Here is a 17,132-nt window from a genome sequence, read left to right on the forward strand (position 1 = left end):
GGCGCGATGACGAGTCCACCCAACCGCACGCCACTGCCCCGGAACCTCGCGCCAACGGCGCAAGATCCACGAATCGAAGTGTACAACTTCGCGTGCACACGAAGTCAACGCGCGACAGCCGCGCGTTCCAGCGTACGGCGTCATGCACGGAAGAGGTCAACGGACATCACACCGCTCGTCCAGCCGCTTCACCCGAGCGGGCGACAGCTATGGCACCGCCGTGAACCGTGCGCCACGGCTCGCGCATCAGAGCACGTCTCGACACACCGGGAAGCATTCGAAGCGCCAATGCAACACCCAATTGCCGACCAGTGGGCAATCAATGGGCAGCGACTGGCGCAACACGCTTGTCCATAACGTGACCAGTCCCTAGTGTGTTGCGCACAAGACTTGCAATCCAGGGGGATCACCAGACTGGAACCGACGCGAACCAATGATCACGAGGGGGATGTCGTGCCAGATCTCGTCGAGCGTGACGCTCAGCTGACGGTCTTACACGATTTACTGCACAACTGTGCCGAGGGTCGCGGACGAACGATTCTCATCGACGGACCGGTAGGCTGTGGTAAAACGGAGTTGTTGTACACCTTTGCCAACGGAGCCGAACGCACCGGCATCCAGTTTCTCTGCGCCACCTGTTCGCACACAGAAGAAGCACTCCCGCTCGGTGTGCTCGGCCAGTTGTTCCGTTCGCGGGCGACACCGGACCAGCGCGACCGGGTCGCCGAGCTCGCCGGACGCGCCCAGGCAGCGACGTCGCAGGCCGACCAGTCGCCGGGCCACGGACTGCCCGCCGCCCAGGCACAGGAGCTGTACCAACTGTGCCTCTCCCTGTTGGACCTGGCCAACGACCGGCCGACCATCATCGGCGTCGATGATGTGCAGTACGCCGACCCGCTGTCCCTGCACTGCCTGCTCTACCTGGCCAGGCGGCTGCGGTCCGCACCGATCCTGTTGCTGCTCACCGAGGTGACGCCGCGCCCACCCGGCTATTCCCCGCTGCATACCGACCTGCCGCCGGCCGGCGAGTGCCACCACCTCCAACTCGCGCCGCTGTCCCAGGCGGCGGTCGCCGCGTTTCTCCAGGATCGCGGCGGCCCGGCGGCCGCAGACCGGCTCGCCTCCACCTGGCACGCGGTCTCCGGCGGCAATCCCCGGCTGTTGCACGCGCTGGTGGAGGACGACCGGCACAGCGGCACGGAATTCCAGCGCACCGTCATCGGCGAGGCGTACGGCCGGGCGGTGCTCAACTGCGTGCACCGCAGCAATCCCGCCGTGCTGTCGATCGCCCGTGAGCTCGCAGTGTTCGACGGTTCGGCGCCGCCGACGCTGCTGGGCCGGTTGACCGAGGTGAACCAGGAGTCCCGGACCCGGGCACTGCGGGCCCTGGGCATGGCGGGGCTCCAGCAAGACGGCCGGTTCCGGCATCCGGCCGCCCGCACCGCGGTGCTCGACGAACTGCCCTGGACCGACCAGATGACGCTCCGCAGCCGGGCCGCTCAACTGCTGCACGACGGCGGCGCCCCGGTCGACGCGGTGGCCGGTCAACTGCTCGCCGGAGGCCAACCAGAGGCCCCATGGGCGACGATCGTCCTGGCCGACGCAGCCGAGCAGGCCGTACGCGTGAACCGGGTCGATCTGGCGGTCGGCTACCTGGAACGGGCCACCCAGTTCACCGCCGACAGCCGCACGCGCAACGCGTTCCGCGCGCGGCAGAGCCGGCTGGAGTGGCGGCTCAATCCGGCCACCGCCGCTCGGCACCTGGTCGCACTGGCCGAGGCCGGCCCAGCCGGTGAACTCGCCGTGGAGGACGGCTTCCCGCTGGTCCGGCAGCTGGTCTGGCACGGCCTGTTCGACGCGGCGGCCGGAGTGCTGGACTGGGTGCGCGACGCCGCCGCCGGTGACCCGGAGCGGCACGGACCGGCGCTGCGCGACATCGAATTGTGGCTGGCCTGCACCTACCCGCCGCTGTTCGCCGGCCGGGCGGCGGCGGCCGCGTCTGGTCACCCGAGCCGGGCGCTGCGCACCGACCCCCGGCTGCTGTCCGCTGCCACCATCACCGACGTGCTGTGCCGGGGCCGCAGCGACGCGGCGATCGTCGCGGCCGAGCAGATCCTGCGAACCACCCGCCTGAGCAACGACGAGTACTGCGGGGACGAGGCACCGCCGCTGGCGCTGCTCGCCCTGGTGTACGCGGACCGGATTGAGGCGGCGCAATCCTGGTGCGATCGGCTGCTCGGCGAGGCCGATGAGCTGGGGCTGCCCACCTGGCGGGGGCTGTTCGGCGCGCTGCGCGCGGAGATCGCCGTCCGCCAGGGTGACTTTGCCGGCGCCGTGGACAGCGCCCGGCGCGCGGTGGACCTAATGCCGGGACGGGGTTGGGGCATCGCGATCGGTCTGCCGCTCGGTTCGCTGATCCTCGCCGCCACCCGCGGGGGCCGCTATCGAGAAGCCGGCCGGTACCTCGACGAGCCCGTGCCGGAGGGGATGTTCGCCAGCCGGTTCGGCTTGCACTACCTGCGGGCGCGTGGCCACTTCCACCTGGCGACCGACAATCCGGCCGCCGCGCTCGCCGACTTCCTCGGCTGTGGGGACCTGATGCGCGACTGGCGTATCGACATGTCCGGTCTGGTGCCCTGGCGGCTGGACGCCGCCGAGGCCTTGCTGGCCCAGCACAAGCGAGACGAGGCCCGCCGGCTGATCGACGGCCAACTGGCCGGCCTCGGCGAGGACCAGCCCCGGGTGCGCGGCGCGGCCCTGCGCCTGTTGGCCGCGGTCACGCCGAAGCCGAAGAATCGGATCGACCTGCTCGTCGAGTCGGTGGACATCCTGGAGAACAACGGCGACCGGTTCGAACTAGCCCGCAGCCTCGGCGGTCTCGGCCGCACGTACGAGGCGGCCGGTGAGCAGAAGCGCGCAAGGATGGTAGTCCGCAGGGCCTGGCACGTCGCACGCAAGTGCGGCGCCATGCCGTTGGCGGCCGACCTGCTGCCGACGCGCGGCCTCCGGCAGGAGATTCCCCGACAGGGCAAGGGAACCGTGCTCACCGAGGCGGAGCACCGGGTCGCCGCGCTCGCGGCAGTGGGCTACACGAATCGCCAGATCGCCAGCAAGCTCTACATCACCGACAGCACGGTCGAGCAGCACCTGACCAAGGTGTACCGGAAGCTCAACGTGAAGTACCGGCGGGAACTGCCTGGTGTGCTGCACACCGACGTCGCCGGCAGCGCCTGACCGTTCTCCTCGTCCACCGGCCAGGTCCCGAACCCAGCGGATCCGCCAGGCTCGGGACCGCGGCCGAGCGCTACGCCCGGACCTCCCAGTGCAGCGCGTCCGCGGAGGGCTCCAGCCGGTAGGCATCGGAACCGGGCGGGGCTCCGATGCCTCCCGGCACCCAGCGCGTGGTGCCCCAGCCCTCGGCCTCCTGCGGATCGAACCGCAACGCCTGTTCGGCGTCCCAGTCCGGGGCCGTCGCCGTCGAAGGCGCTACGCCGTTGGTCACACCGGACAGCACCCGCTCGCCGGCGACGCCGCCGACCAGCCGCACGAACGCCTCCAACTCCGAGGATTCGTAGTTGGTCACCTTCTTCGCCTTCCAGAAGTAGGACGACTCGTCCACGTGCGTGTCGTAGAACGACACCAGGAACTCGTGGAACGAGCCGTACTCCCAGCGGTAGCGTGACTCGAACTCGGCGAAGGCGGCCTCCTCGTCGATCTTCCCGGCCAGCACGGTGTTGATGGACCGCGCCGCCAGCAACGCGCTGTAGGTCGCCAGGTGTACGCCGGTGGACAGCACCGGATCGATGAAGCACGCGGCATCACCGACGAGCACCATGCCCGGCCGCCAGAACTTCGTGGCGCAGTACGAGTAGTCCTTGCGCACCCGCACATCGCCGTAGGTGCCCTCGGTCACCCGGGTCGCGTTCTCCAGGTACTCGCTGATCAGCGGCGACTCCGCGATCAGGTCCTGCAGCGCCTTGGCCCGGTCGCCCTGCACCCGGTCGGCGAAGTCGTGCCGGACCACGGCACCGACGCTGGTCAGCGTGTCGGACAACGGGATGTACCAGAACCAGCCGCTCTTGAACGCGGCGGTCAGCACGTTCCCCGAGTTCGGCGGCGGCAGCCGCTTGCCGTTCTCGAAGTACCCGAAGATGGCCACGTTCTTGAAGAACTCCGAGTACTGCCGGGATTCCGCGACGGTCCGGTAGGTCGAACTGCGGTTTCCGGACGCGTCCACCACGAAGGTGGCCATTGCCTGCCGCCGCTGGCCGTCGGCGTCCACGTAGCGGACCCCGCGGACCCGCTCGGCGTCCGCGATGACCTCGTTGACCGTGCACTGCTCGCGCACCTCGACGCCGACCCGCCGGGCGTTGTTCAACAGGATGTTGTCGAACTTCATCCGTTCGACCTGGTAGGAGACGGTTTCCTCGTCGGCGTTGGGCAGCGCGTCGGTGAAGTTGAACGCCCACAACTCGGGATTGGCGCCCCACAGCAGCGTGCCGCCGCGCTTCTGCACGAAGCCCGCCCTGGCCAGTTCGTCGGTGACGCCGAGCAGACCGCACACGCCGAGCACGGTCGCCGGCAGCAGGGACTCGCCGATCTGGTAGCGCGGGAACTTCTCCTTCTCCAGCAACAGCACCCGGCGTCCCTGCATCGCGACGAAGGAGGCCACGGTCGATCCGCCGGGCCCGCCGCCGATCACCACGACGTCGAATTGTTCGCTGTCAATCTCTGCCATCAGAGCTCCCCTGTTACGGAATTGCGGACGTCATCACGTGAGTTACTTCTCGGACGGCAGCCGGCCGTGGGTCTCGACGCCGAGGATCGCGACCACCAGGCTCGCGCCGGCATAGCACGCGGCGAACACGACGAAGATCGCGTACCGGTCACTGGCAGCCACCAGCGCGCCGACCAGCGTCGGCGCGATCAGACCGGCGATCCGGCCGACCGCAATCGCCCAGCCGACACCGCTGCCGCGCACGGAGGTTGGATACAGCTCGGGCGTGTAGGGCACCACGCCGCTCATGCCGCCGTCCTCGCAGAACGACACGAGATAGCCGACCAGGAACAGCCAGGGCAGCGCCTCCGACCGACCCAGCAACAGCATCAGGGCGGCGGCGGCCAGGCCGGCGATCACGATGACCGGCTTGCGGCCGAGCCGGTCGACCACGAGCAACAGCGCGCCCCGACCGCAGATCGCGCACAGCTGGAAGCCGAGGGTGTACCAGAACACCTCGCTCAGCGAGAGCCCCGACAGCATCAGCAGCGTCGGCAGCCAGAGCACCATGCCGAAGTAGCCGAAGTTCCAGCCGAACGTCATCAGCCAGGCCACCACCGTGGACCGCCGGTGCGACCGGGTGAACAGCGTGGCCAGCCGCACCCGCTGCCGCGCCGGCCGGACCGCGGTGGCCGGGGCGTCGAACGACAGGACCGCGTCCGCGTCGGCCAGTGCGATCCACCGGACCGACCGCTCGGCATCCGCGATCCGTCCTCTGGCCAACAGGAACCGTGGTGTCTCGGGCACCAGCCCGCGCACCGCGAAAACCAGCAACACGGGCACGGCGCCGATGGCGAACACCGGCTGCCAGCCGAGGTGCGGGAGGACCACCGACACCAGCCCGGTCGCGGCGAGGCCGCCGACCGGGAACGACACCGCCCAGAGCGCCACCATGCGGCCCCGGGTGCGGGCCGGCATGTACTCCGACATGAGCGTGGTCGTGATCGGGATGAGACCCCCGAGACCGAGGCCGGCGCAGAACCGCAGACCGATCAGCTCGCCGGGACTGCGAGCCAGCGCACACAGCGCGCTGCTCACCGCGAAGACCGCGACGGCGAACTGGAAACCGGTGCGCCGGCCCAACCGGTCGGCCAGCGTGCCCAGCCCCGCCGCACCGACGAAGGTGCCGAGCATGGCGGCCGAGGTGACCAGCCCGAGCAACTGCGGGGACATGTCCCACCGCCGCATCAGCGTCGGCGCGACCAGCGACATGATCTGCAGGTCCATCGAGTCGAAGAAGAACCCGGCCGCGCAGACGCCGAAGACGCGCCAGTGCCGGCGGTTCAGCGGCAGCGCGTCCAGCAGCGCGGTCAGGCCGGCGGACCGCTGTTCCAGCGCGGATTCGGGCGGCATGACTTCTCCTCCCCCAAAAATCGGTCACTGCACGGTCGCGGTGAACATCGCCATGCAGCCGCGCACGACCAGCTGGTAGTCCGCGAAGTACTTGCCCAGCACGCTCTCCAGGTCGTCCCGCCGGTCCTCGGTGTTGTGGAAGATGCCCTTGGCGTTGAGCTGGCGCATCAGGAACCGGCCGGCCGGCGTGACCGGCACCCCCTGGGCCAGCACGGTGGAGCCGACCACCTTGCCGCCCGGTTTCACCGCGGCCGCCGCGTTCCCGAGCACCGCCGCCTTGGCCTTGATGTCGCCGGGAATGCAGTGCAGCAACAGGTTGATCGCGACCGAGTCGAAGTGCCGCGTCGGCACACCGGCCTCCTCGATCGGGTCGAGCGCGTTCGCGAGGACGCGTCGGGGTCGCAGGTGCGCGAGCCGCCGGGACGCGAAGTCGAGCGTCTGCGGGTTCAGGTCGACCAGGGTGATCTCCGGCTCCGGTGTCGGGAACAGCGTGTGCGCCGGGCAGTATCCGGATCCGACGCCGATCTCCAGGTGGCGCGCGCCGACCGCGGCCTGGTACCGGCGCAGCAGTTCGCCTCGGTCACAACGCCAGAAGAATCTGCAGTTGACGTACAGCACCCGGTCATACCGGTTGAGCACGCTTCGTTTGTAGTTCGCCGCGCCGGCGAGCACGTCCTCGTACCTGATCGCGGTGTTCTCGGCCATCAGTCCCCTCCCGGTGCTTACCTGCTGCTCGAGTCGTTTCCGGCCATCGGATCTGGGAAATAACCTGTGTCGACGAAGAATCCGACCAACGTCCGGAAGATCGCATCGCTGATCTCCGGGCAGTCGATTCCGGTGCCGGCCAGGGCCAGTTCGGTGTCCCGCGTGTCGAACACCGGGCGCACCCGCCGGCCGGAGGTGACGTCCAGGAACGTGTCCAGCAGCGGCAGCGCGGCGTTGTGCCGCTGCGCGCGCACCCGTCGGGCCCAGGCATCCCGGGGCAGTTCGGCCAGTTCGTAGCCGAGGTCCTGGAGGTTGGACAACATGGTGGCCAGTTCGACGGTGTGCGGGTTGTACAGATGGAACGTGCGGCCGGCGTTGGACGCGTTGGTGGACAGCGACACCACGGCCGCGCTGACGTAGTCGACCGGTACCAGGCTGAACCACGCCGCCGCGTCCCTCGGCACGGCGCCGACCTGGAGGCAGCCTTTGAGGCTCAGCCACACGAAGTCCTCGGTCTGGCAGGCGCCCGTGACGGTGTCGCCGCAGACCACGTCCGGCCGGTACACGGTCACCGGCAGGCCGCGTTCGCCGGCCAGCCGTACGATCCCCTCGGCCACCCACTTGCTCTGCTGGTATCCGGTGGCCAGTTCGCCGCCATCGCCGAGCGGCTCGTCGGTGCCGATCGGCGCACCCACCTCCTGCCGGTGCGGAAACACGCCGGTGCTGGACACGTAGTGCACCGGCGCCGGCCGATGCCGCGCGGCCAACCGCAGGATCTCCTGGGTGCCCAGCACGTTCGCCGGCCGCAGGTCGGCATACGGATAGACCCAGTTGACCGCCGAGCCGGCGTGGTAGACCGCGTCCACGGTGCGGGCAAGCGCGTCGAAGTCTGATTCGGACAGTCCGAGCCGGGGCCGGCCAAGGTCGCCGGGCACCACCGTGACGCGGTCCATGTCCGTTCCCGACGCCAGGCCGTAGTCGGCGAGATTGCGTCGCAGCCGGTCGCGTCCCGCCGTAGCGGAGGCTGCCCGCACCAGGCAGTGGATCCGTGCGCCGGTGGTGCGCACCAGATCCCGGAGCAGGTACGCGCCGAGAAAGCCGGTCGCGCCGGTGAGCAGCACCGCACGCGGCGGCTCGCCGATACGCCGCGCCCAGCCGGGCGGCCGCACGTCGTCGGGCAGCCGGACCTCGGCGGCCAGATCGATCGTGGGCGTGCCACCAGTGTCCTCGCCGCTGGTCTGGCCGGTTCTGGCGAGCAGGTGGAGGGCGAGTGCGGCCGGCGTGGCGTGGTCGAAGATCGCGGACACCGACAGCCGCAATCCGGTGCGCTCAGTGAGGCGGTCGCACAGTTCCACCGCGGTCAGCGAGGTGAAGCCGAGGTCGCGAAACGAGTCGCCCGACCCGACCGCAGCCAGCCCACCGTCCGCCCCACCGTGCCCGAGCACCACCGCGGCCTCGGCCCGCACCAACTCGGCCAGTGACCGATCCGGCGGAGCCGACGCAGCCGACGCGCCGCCGTTTTCCGTGCCAGCAGCGGCCGGGGCGGGCACCGGCCGCAGCCGCACGCGGCGCACGGCGCCCAGCGGCGCACCGGTCGAGTCCACAAAGGTCATCCGCACGCTGTCCGGTCCGGTCCGCACCAGGTGCACCCGAAGTTCCGCCGATCCGGTGCGGGGCAGCCGCACCCCGTGCCAACTCGCCGGCACAAGGCGGAATTCGGACTCGGCGGTGAGCAACCCGGCGCCACCGATCGCCCGCAGTGCACCGGCGAGCAACGCCGGGTGCAAGCCGAACCGGTCGGCGTCGGCACGTCGATCGAGCGGCAGGGCGAGTTCGGCGAACGCATCGTCGCCACGCCGCCACAACGCCCGCAGCACCTGGAACGTCGGGCCGAAGCGGGTACCGTCGGAGAGGGGTGCGGCCATCCCCCGCACGTCCACCCCGATCGCGTCCGCCGGCGGCCACGGGTCGACCGTCGGCTCCGGTGGCCCGGCCGGCTCGGCGCCCGGCGCGAGGGTCGCGGTGGCGTGCCGGGTCCAGTCGCCGGTGGCGTCCGCCGGCCGGGAGTCGATCACCACCGCCCGCCGGTCGTCGTCATCCATGGCCCCGACGACCACCCGGAGTCGCACGCCCCCCTCGGTCGGCAGCGCGAGCGGCGCCGTCGTGGCCAGTTCGTCGACCAGGTCGAGACTGAGCTCCGCCCCCACTCTGGCGACCAGTTCGAGGTAGCCGGTGACCGGGAACAGCGTCGCGCCGGCGATCCGGTGATCGGCCAGCCAGGGCTGCGCCGACAGCGCGATCCGTCCGGTGTAGACAAACCCGTCCGGCACCTCGATCGCGGCCCCGAGCAGCGGATGGGCCATGTCGACCAGACCGGCCGATGCCAGACTCGATCCCGAGGTGGCCGCCGCCAGCCAGTACCGCTCGCGTTGGAAGGCGTAGCCGGGCAGCTGCACCGACTTCGGCCGCCAGGGCGCCAGCACCGCCGCCCAGTCCACCTCGGCGCCGTGGGCGTCGGCCTGGCCGAGCGCGGACAGCAGCGTGCCGACCTCCGGCCGGTCGCGACGCAGCACCGGCACGGCCGCGATGGCTCGGTCCGGCGGGCTCGCCTCGTGCACCATGGCCGACAGCACGCCGTCCGGTCCGACCTCGATGCAGGCGCTGACCCGGGCGTCGGCGAGGGTGTGCACCACGTCGGCGAAGCGCACCGGCCGTCGGACGTGTTCCACCCAGTACTTGGCGTTCGCGATGTCGGTGTCGGGCGCGCCGGTGACCGCGGACACCACGGGCAGACCGGGCGCGGCGAAGTCGAGTTGATCGGCGACCGACCGGAAGTCCTCCAGCATCCCGTCCATGTGCGGGGAGTGGAACGCGTGGCTGACCCGCAGTCGGCTGGTCCGGCGTCCCCGCCCGGCCAGTTCTCCGGCGATGGCGAGCACGGTCGGCTCGTCCCCAGACAGCACCGTGGCGTGCGGCCCGTTGACCGCCGCGATGGCCACCGCGTGCTCGTGTCCCCGCAGCAGCCGCGCCACCGTCCGTTCGTCGGCCTCGACCGCGACCATCGCGCCGCCCGGCGGCAGCGCCTGCATCAGCCGTCCCCGGGCAGCCACCAGCGCGGCGGCGTCCGCGAGGGTGAGCACGCCGGCGAGGTGGGCGGCGGTCACTTCGCCGATGGAGTGCCCGGCGAGGAGGTCGGGGCGGACCCCGAAGGACCGCAGCAGCCGGAACAGCGCCACCTGGGCGGCGAACAAGGCCGGCTGGGCGTAGCTCGTCTGGTCGAGCAGGTCGCCGTCGAGCTCGCCGAACACCACGTCGCGCACGGCATGCGTCACGTGTCCGGCCAGCTGTGCGTCCAGTTCGGCGCACGCCTCGTCGAACGCGGCAGTGTAGACCGGGAACGAGTCGTACAGCTCCCGGCCCATGCCGGCACGCTGGCTGCCCTGTCCGGTGAACAGCAGGGCCAGCTTGCCGCCGCCGGCCGGCGTCGGTGGCGAGCCGGCGCACTCGGTCAGCGCCCGCAGCCGCTCGACGAGCTCGGCGTTGTCCGCACCGACGAGCACCGCCCGGTGGGTGAACCGGGTCCTGGTCGCCAGGCTGTGCGCCACATCGACCGGATCGAGCCCAGTATCGTCCACTATGGACAGCAGTCGGTGCGCGTTCTCCCGCAGCGCGGCCCCGCTCTTCGCCGACAGCACCCAGGGCACGGCCGACGGCCGACCGGCCGGCCGGTCGGCGGCGGGTTCCGGCGGCGGCGCTTCGATGATCACGTGCGCGTTCGTGCCGCTCACGCCGAACGAGGACACCCCGGCCCGGCGCGGCCGGCCCCGGTCCGGCCATGGCGTCGCCTCGGTGCACAGCCGGATCGCCCCGCTCGTCCAGTCCACTTCGGTGGACGGCGCCGTCACGTGCAGGGTCTTGGGCACCACGCCGTGCCGCATGGCCTGGATCATCTTGATCACGCCGCCGACGCCCGCCGCGGACTGGGCGTGGCCGATGTTGGACTTCAGCGAACCGAGCAGCAGCGGCGCGGCGGCGGACCGGTCCCGGCCGTAGGTCGCCAGCAGGGCGTTGACTTCGATCGGATCGCCGAGCCGGGTTCCGGTGCCGTGTCCCTCCACCGCGTCCACCTGGTCGGCGGCGAGGCCGGCGTCCGCGAGCGCCTGCCGGATCACCCGCTGCTGCGCCGCGCCGCTGGGCGCGGTCAAACCGTTGGACGCGCCGTCCTGGTTCACGGCGCTGCCGCGCAGCAGCGCCAGTACCGGATGGCCGTTACGGCGGGCGTCGGACAACCGCTCCATCAGCAGCAACCCGGCGCCTTCCGCCCACCCCGTGCCGTCCGCGCCGGCGGCGAAGGACTTGCAGCGGCCGTCCGGCGCCAGTCCGCCCTGACGGCTGAACTCGATGAACGTCGCCGGGGTCGCCATCACCGCGACGCCACCGGCCAGCGCCAGCGCACACTCGCCGCGGTGCAGGGCGGCGGCCGCCAGGTGCAGGGCGACCAGCGAGGACGAACACGCGGTGTCCACGCTGATGGCGGGTCCGGTGAAGCCGAACGTGTACGCGATTCGGCCGGACAGCACGCTGCCCGCGGTGCCGATACCGAGATAGCCTTCGGCCTCCGGCGCGGTGGCGCCCGTGGCGTAGTCGTGGAACATGGCACCCACGTACACGCCGGTCGGACCGCCCCGTAGCGAGCCCGGTTCGATGCCGGCCTGCTCGCACAACTCCCACGACATCTCCAGCAGCAGCCGCTGCTGTGGATCGGTGGCCAGCGCCTCGCGCGGGCTGATGCCGAAGAACGCTGCGTCGAATTCGCCCGCGTCGTGCAGGAATCCACCGTGCCGTGTGTGCGAGGTCCCCGGGCGGCGCGGATCGTCGCCGAACAGAGTGTCCAGTGGCCAGCCCCGGTCGATCGGGAACGAGCCGATCGCGTCGGTCCCCTCGGCCACCAACCGCCACAGCTCGTCGGGCGTGCCGGCGCCACCGGGATACCGGCAGGCCATAGCGATGATCGCGACGGGGTCGTCGGCGTTGCCGGTGTCGCTGCCCCCGCTGCCGCGATCGGTCTCCGCCGGGGCCGGCTCCCGCAGGTCGGCGAGGAGACGACGGGCAAGTGCCGAAGGTGTGGGAAAGTCGAACGCCACAGTGGCCGGCAACGCCACCCCGGTGGCCGCGACCAGCCGGTCGCGCAGGCTGACCGCGGCGACCGAGTCGAAGCCGAGGTCCTTGACCGCCGTCTCCGGATCGATCTCGCCCGGAGCGGATCGGCCCAGCACGGCCGCCGCCTCGGTGCGGACCAGTTGCAGGACGAGATCGTGCTGCCGATCCGCTGCCACGGTGGCGATGTCGCGGCGCAGCGCGGCCACCGCTTCCTTGTGCGGCGTGGTCACCACCGGGTCCGGTTCGGACAGTCCGATTGCGAGCGGCGACCTCGATAGGGTGGTCGCGCGTGCCGCGACTACTCGCGTCACCCCGGCCCCGAGCGCCGCGTCGAACATCGCCATCCGGTCCGACGTCCGCATCAGGGATGGATCGGCCGGCCAGGCCAGGTGCACGGCAGGCGCACCGGTCGCCCGGCGTCGCAGCACCACGGCGTCGAGGACCGGATCGGGCACGACCGCCGGCCCCGGAACACCGGAACACACCACGAACATCGCCGGATCCACCGCGGCGACCAACTCCGCAAGAGCGGCCGCGTCGCCGGCACCGGGCGACGTGCCGGATTCCACATGCACCACCGCATCCACCGCGCTCAAGTCCGGTCCGAGGGCGCCGAGCGCACCATTCCGGACCGTCACCTCCGCGCCGAAGCCGCGCAGTTCTACGCCGAGAGCGGCCAGTCGGGGACCGGCGTCCGGCGCCGGGTCCGCCAGCACGAGCTGCCGCAGGCCCCATGCGCGCATCAGGTGGCGCGCGATCTCCACGCCGTGATGGCTTGCCGCGCCGGTGATCAGTACGGCGCGATTCGGCTTGAGGGACACCAGCGCGCCCCTGGCTGGCACGGGCACTTGTGTCAGCCGCGGCACCAACACCGTCCCGGTCCGAAGGGCGTACCACGGCTGGGCATCGGACAGCAGAACCCGCGCGGCGGACAGCGGCACGGGGATTCCGTCCACATCGCACAGTGCCAACTGGTGGCCGAACTCCGGCCACGCCGATGTCAGTCGCCAGCACTCCGCCTGGCCGAGGTCTGCCGGCGGCTCGGCCGGTCCGGTCGAGATGGCACCTCGAACGAGCACCACCAACCGGGTATCGGCGAACCGGGCATCGGCCAGGCAGTCCCCGAGCTCGGCCGCGAATTCTCCGGCGGCACCGGGCTCCGTCGGCGCGGCGCACAACACGAGTGCGGGGACAGCCGCGCCGGTGGCCGCGGCGTCCCGCAGGGCCGGCAGATCGCGATACTCGGCCACCTCGGCGTCCGACCAAGACGGGCTGGCGAACAAGCCGGCGGCCGGCGCCCCGATGACGGCGCACTGGACCCCACCGCCGTTCTCACCTCCATCGACGCCCCCGGGTGCCGGCACCCAGTCGAGGCGGAACAGGTGCTCGTAGTGGCTTCGGCTGGACGCGATCAAACGGGCCGGCAGGTCCAAGAGCCCACGTCGGACGACCTTCCCTGACCCGGTGCGCTGAATGTTGTCGACCTGGTAGATCTCCTCCGGCACCTTGAAGTGCGACAGCCGGTCCCGGCAGGCGGCCAGCAGCCTCGGCGTGGACAGCCCGCCCGGACCCGGCACCACGAACGCGACCGGCACCTCGCCGAGCACCTCATGCGGCCGGCCGGTCACCGCCACGTCGGCCACGTCCGGTAGCCGGGACAGCACGCTTTCGATCTCAGCCGGGTGCACGTTCTCGCCACCCCGGATGATCAGTTCCTTGACCCGTCCGGTGATGGTCAGATAGCCCTGCGCGTCCGACCGACCGAGATCACCGGTGCGCAGCCAGCCGCCGGCGAGCGCGTCGGCGGTCGCCTCGGGCCGTCGGTGATAGCCGGCCATGACGCTGGGGCTGCGCACCCAGATCTCACCGTCCTGGTCAGCCGGCAGGTCCTGTCCGGTGTGTCGGTCCACGATGCGGAGGTCCAGCCCGGGCACCGGCCGGCCGCAGGAGCCGGCGGGCACCGTGTCGGTGGGACCGCTGATGGTGATCGCGCCGCAGGTCTCCGTGCTGCCGTAGCTGTTGATCAGCGGCAGCCCGAACGCCGTGGCGAACTCGTCGGCGATCGACTCCGCGCCGCCGGCGCCAGTGACCAAGCAGACCCGCAGGCCGGCCGTTGCGCCTCGGAAGTCCCGCGCGGCCCGCAGCAGGCGGTGGTACATCGTGGGCACACCAGCCAGGAACGTGTACCGCTCGGCGCGCAGTTCGGCGACGGCGTCGGCGACGGCGAAGCTGTCCATCAACCGCACGGTGGCGCCGACCGCGGTGGCGCCCACCACCGCCAGGATGTGGCTCAGGCTGTGGAACAGCGGCAGCGGCCAGAGCAGCACGTCGGTCTCGGACAGACCCAGCACCGGGCTGTAGCCGGCGGCGACCGTCCACAGGCAGTTTCGCTGCGTGGAGAGCACGCCTTTGGGGCGGCCGGTGGTGCCCGAGGTGTACAGCATCCAGGCGATGTCGTCGAGATGGAGATCGTCCCGCGGGCCGGTGTCCGGATCGTGCTCGGCCAGCGCCTCGAAGGCCAGCTCGCCATCGACAGTCCGCTCTGGACGGTCTACGACGACGACCAGCATGGTCGGCCGGCTCGCCGCCAACCGGCGTACCTGGTCCAGTCGCGTGGCCTCGGTGATCAGTACGGTGGCGCCGCTGTCATCCAAAAGGGCCGCCAGTTCCCCGTCCGTGCTGTGCGGATCGAGGGGCACCCCGACGCCGCCGGCGCGCACCACACCCAGGTAGCTCTCCACGGTCTCCACCCGGTTGCCGAGCCGGATCGCCACCCGGTCGCCGGCAGCCAGGCCACGCGCCGCCAGATGCCCGGCCAAGCGCCACGTGCGCCGTTCGAGCGCGGCAAAGCTCACCTGCCGCCGCGCGTCCCGAAAGGCGGTCCTGTCCCCGAAGCGACCGGCGTGCTCCCGCAACAACTCGGGCAGCGGCCGGATCAGCTCGGTTCGCAGCATGGGCTTCCACCCCTCGTCGAATGGTGAAGAACGGCGATCCGGCCGCGCCAGCAACCGGCGCGGAATTCCACGACCGCCAACTCAGTCTCACTCCGCACCGGTCCGCCCGTACCCCCTGTCCACCCCCTATGCCCTCCCCTACTGGATCCATCGACCACCAACACTTGGGAATGCAGGGGGAACAGCCACCGTACCGGCCACACGGATGCGCTAAGGTGTGATGAGCGGACAGTTAAATGCATCGGGCGAACAATGACGTTCCCCCGTCGGCGACCATCCGGCAGCAATCAGGGGGAACTGATGACACGGCTCACACTATCCGAACGCGTTAACCTTCCCGCCGCGTCGACCACACCGGCGGTCACCCGACCAAGAATCGCCGGAATGGGTACGGCCGTGCCATCCACCTCGTATTCACAGCGGGAGCTGCTCGACATTTTCCAGATCACGGACGAGCGGGTAAGGTCCGTATTCCTGAACAGCGCGATCGACCGGCGTCATCTGACATTGCCGCCGCTGGGACCGGACGGGCGGCCGCGCGTGGAGACCCAGGGCGAACTGCTGCGCAAGCACACCGCGCAGGGCGTCGAGCTCGGCGCGAGGGCGGTGCGGTCGTGTCTTGCCTCGACCGGCGCCCGGCTCTCCGACGTGGCTTGCCTGTGCTGCGTGACCAGCACCGGATTCCTCACCCCCGGCCTGTCCGCGCTGCTGGTGAAGGAACTCGGGCTGAGCCGGCACACCCGGCGGCTGGACGTGGTCGGCATGGGCTGCAACGCAGGCCTCAACGCGCTGGCCCCGGTGGCCGACTGGTCGGCCACGCATCCCGGCAAGTTGGCGCTGATGGTCTGCGTCGAGGTCTGCTCGGCCGCGTACGTGTTCGACGGCACCATGCGCACCTCGGTGGTCAACAGCCTGTTCGGCGACGGAGCCGCGGCGATCGCGCTGCGGGGCGACGCCACGGCCGCCGACAGCGACGAGGGCGGGACCGGACCGGCGCTGCTGAGGTTCGAGACGACGCTCATTCCCGACGCCATCGGCGCGATGCGCTACGACTGGGACGACACGGCGGGCAAATTCAGTTTCCACCTGGACCGCGATGTACCTTATGTGGTCGGCGCTAATGCCGAAGTCGCGGTCAACCGGCTGCTCGACGGAACCGGACTGCGGCGCAGCGACATCGCGCACTGGATTGTGCACTCCGGCGGCAAGAAGGTCATCGACTCACTCCAGGTCAATCTGGGGCTCACCCGGCACGACGTCCGGCACACCGCCAGCGTGCTGCGCGATTTCGGCAACCTGTCGAGCGGTTCGTTCCTGTTCTCGTACCAACGATTGCTGTCCGAGGGCGTGCTGCGCGACGGGGAATACATCGTGCTCATGACAATGGGTCCCGGATCGACGATCGAAACGGCTATCGCCGCACAGTGAACGAGCCGACGAGAAGGGTCTTGACAACGTGATGAAACCGCTTGACGAACTGGTTGACGGCTATCTGCGTATCGACAGCGCCCAGCCCCTGTCCGGATCTCTGGTCCGGGCCGTCAACGACCTGTGCGACCGAGCCGAGGACGCCGACCGGGATCTGGTGCTCGTGCTGCACGTCATCGGCCGGCACGCGATCACCTCCGACCGGTCGTGGCCCGGCGAGGTGGGCATCGATCTGGTCAGCAAGTGGGAACGCGCGCTGCGGCGGCTGGAGCGGCTGAACGCGGTGACCATAGCGGTCGCCGAGCGCACCTGTTGGGGGCCGACGTTGAACGTGCTGCTCGCCGCCGACTACCGGATCGGCGCGCCCGACCTGCGGCTGAGCATCGCCGGCGGGGAACGCGAACTCTGGCCGGGCATGGCGGTGCACCGGCTGGCCAACCAGATCGGCGTCGCGCGATCCCGACAGATGGTGTTGTTCGGCGTGCAGGTGACCGCCGCCCGGGCCTGGGAGATCGGACTGCTCGACGACGTCACCGACGACCTGGCCGCCGCGGTGAGTGCGGCGGCCGACCTGGCTGGCGGACTGACCGGGGCGGAACTCGCGATCCGCCGGCGGCTGCTGTTGGATGCCGCGAACTCCAGCTTCGAGGACTCGCTTGGCGCGCACCTGGCGGCCTGCGACCGCACGCTGCGCCTGGGCGCCGAGCGGCCGGCCGGTCCGGCCGCGGGCGGCCGGATCACGGCGGACGCGTGAC

Annotated in this window: 7 protein-coding genes; 3 read left to right on the plus strand and 4 right to left on the minus strand. The window is 70.9% G+C overall.

Going from position 1 to position 17,132, the window contains the following annotated elements:
- Window positions 1–453: 453 nt before the first annotated feature.
- Entirely contained in the window at window positions 454–3,234 is a 2,781-nt protein-coding gene (locus JJ691_RS15165) for a helix-turn-helix transcriptional regulator (RefSeq protein WP_211769413.1), read from the plus strand.
- Between the two features lie 70 nt (window positions 3,235–3,304).
- Here the strand turns inward: JJ691_RS15165 and JJ691_RS15170 are convergent, their stop codons facing one another.
- Genes JJ691_RS15170 through JJ691_RS15185 form a run of 4 tightly spaced genes read right to left on the minus strand, consistent with a single transcriptional unit; the run spans window position 3,305 to window position 14,949 of the window.
- Window positions 3,305–4,729, minus strand: coding sequence for a tryptophan 7-halogenase (locus JJ691_RS15170; RefSeq protein ID WP_211771489.1), 1,425 nt, complete (start codon window positions 4,727–4,729; stop codon window positions 3,305–3,307).
- A gap of 51 nt (window positions 4,730–4,780) precedes the next feature.
- On the minus strand, window positions 4,781–6,130 hold the full coding sequence (locus JJ691_RS15175; protein WP_211769414.1) for an MFS transporter: 1,350 nt from the start codon (window positions 6,128–6,130) through the stop codon (window positions 4,781–4,783).
- 24 nt (window positions 6,131–6,154) lie between these two features.
- Window positions 6,155–6,835 carry a class I SAM-dependent methyltransferase gene (locus JJ691_RS15180; protein ID WP_211769415.1) on the minus strand — a complete coding sequence of 227 codons (681 nt, stop codon included), beginning with the start codon at window positions 6,833–6,835 and terminating at the stop codon, window positions 6,155–6,157.
- A 17-nt stretch (window positions 6,836–6,852) separates the two neighbouring features.
- Complete coding sequence (locus JJ691_RS15185; RefSeq protein WP_211769416.1) at window positions 6,853–14,949, minus strand: type I polyketide synthase; 8,097 nt, start codon at window positions 14,947–14,949, stop codon at window positions 6,853–6,855.
- Window positions 14,950–15,333: 384 nt separating this feature from the next.
- Here JJ691_RS15185 and dpgA point away from each other — a divergent pair, with 384 nt between their 5' ends.
- Both dpgA and dpgB read left to right on the plus strand, forming a co-directional pair.
- Entirely contained in the window at window positions 15,334–16,377 is a 1,044-nt protein-coding gene (dpgA, locus tag JJ691_RS15190) for a 3,5-dihydroxyphenylacetyl-CoA synthase DpgA (protein WP_211769417.1), read from the plus strand.
- A gap of 31 nt (window positions 16,378–16,408) precedes the next feature.
- Window positions 16,409–17,131 (plus strand): enoyl-CoA-hydratase DpgB, encoded by a 723-nt coding sequence (dpgB, locus tag JJ691_RS15195; protein ID WP_249227936.1) that lies wholly within the window; start codon window positions 16,409–16,411, stop codon window positions 17,129–17,131.
- Window position 17,132: the final 1 nt, after the last annotated feature.

The sequence above is a fragment of the Kutzneria sp. CA-103260 genome (genome assembly GCF_018263855.1).
In the GTDB taxonomy this organism is placed as follows: Bacteria; Actinomycetota; Actinomycetes; order Mycobacteriales; family Pseudonocardiaceae; genus Kutzneria.

Excerpts from the sequence above, each read along its gene's own strand:
- JJ691_RS15175 (WP_211769414.1), bottom strand. The coding sequence starts at position 6,130 with ATGCCGCCCGAATCCGCGCTGGAACAGCGGTCCGCCGGCCTGACCGCG.
- JJ691_RS15180 (WP_211769415.1), bottom strand. The coding sequence starts at position 6,835 with ATGGCCGAGAACACCGCGATCAGGTACGAGGACGTGCTCGCCGGCGCG.
- JJ691_RS15185 (WP_211769416.1), bottom strand. The coding sequence starts at position 14,949 with ATGCTGCGAACCGAGCTGATCCGGCCGCTGCCCGAGTTGTTGCGGGAG.
- dpgA (WP_211769417.1), top strand. The coding sequence starts at position 15,334 with ATGGGTACGGCCGTGCCATCCACCTCGTATTCACAGCGGGAGCTGCTC.
- dpgB (WP_249227936.1), top strand. The coding sequence starts at position 16,409 with ATGAAACCGCTTGACGAACTGGTTGACGGCTATCTGCGTATCGACAGC.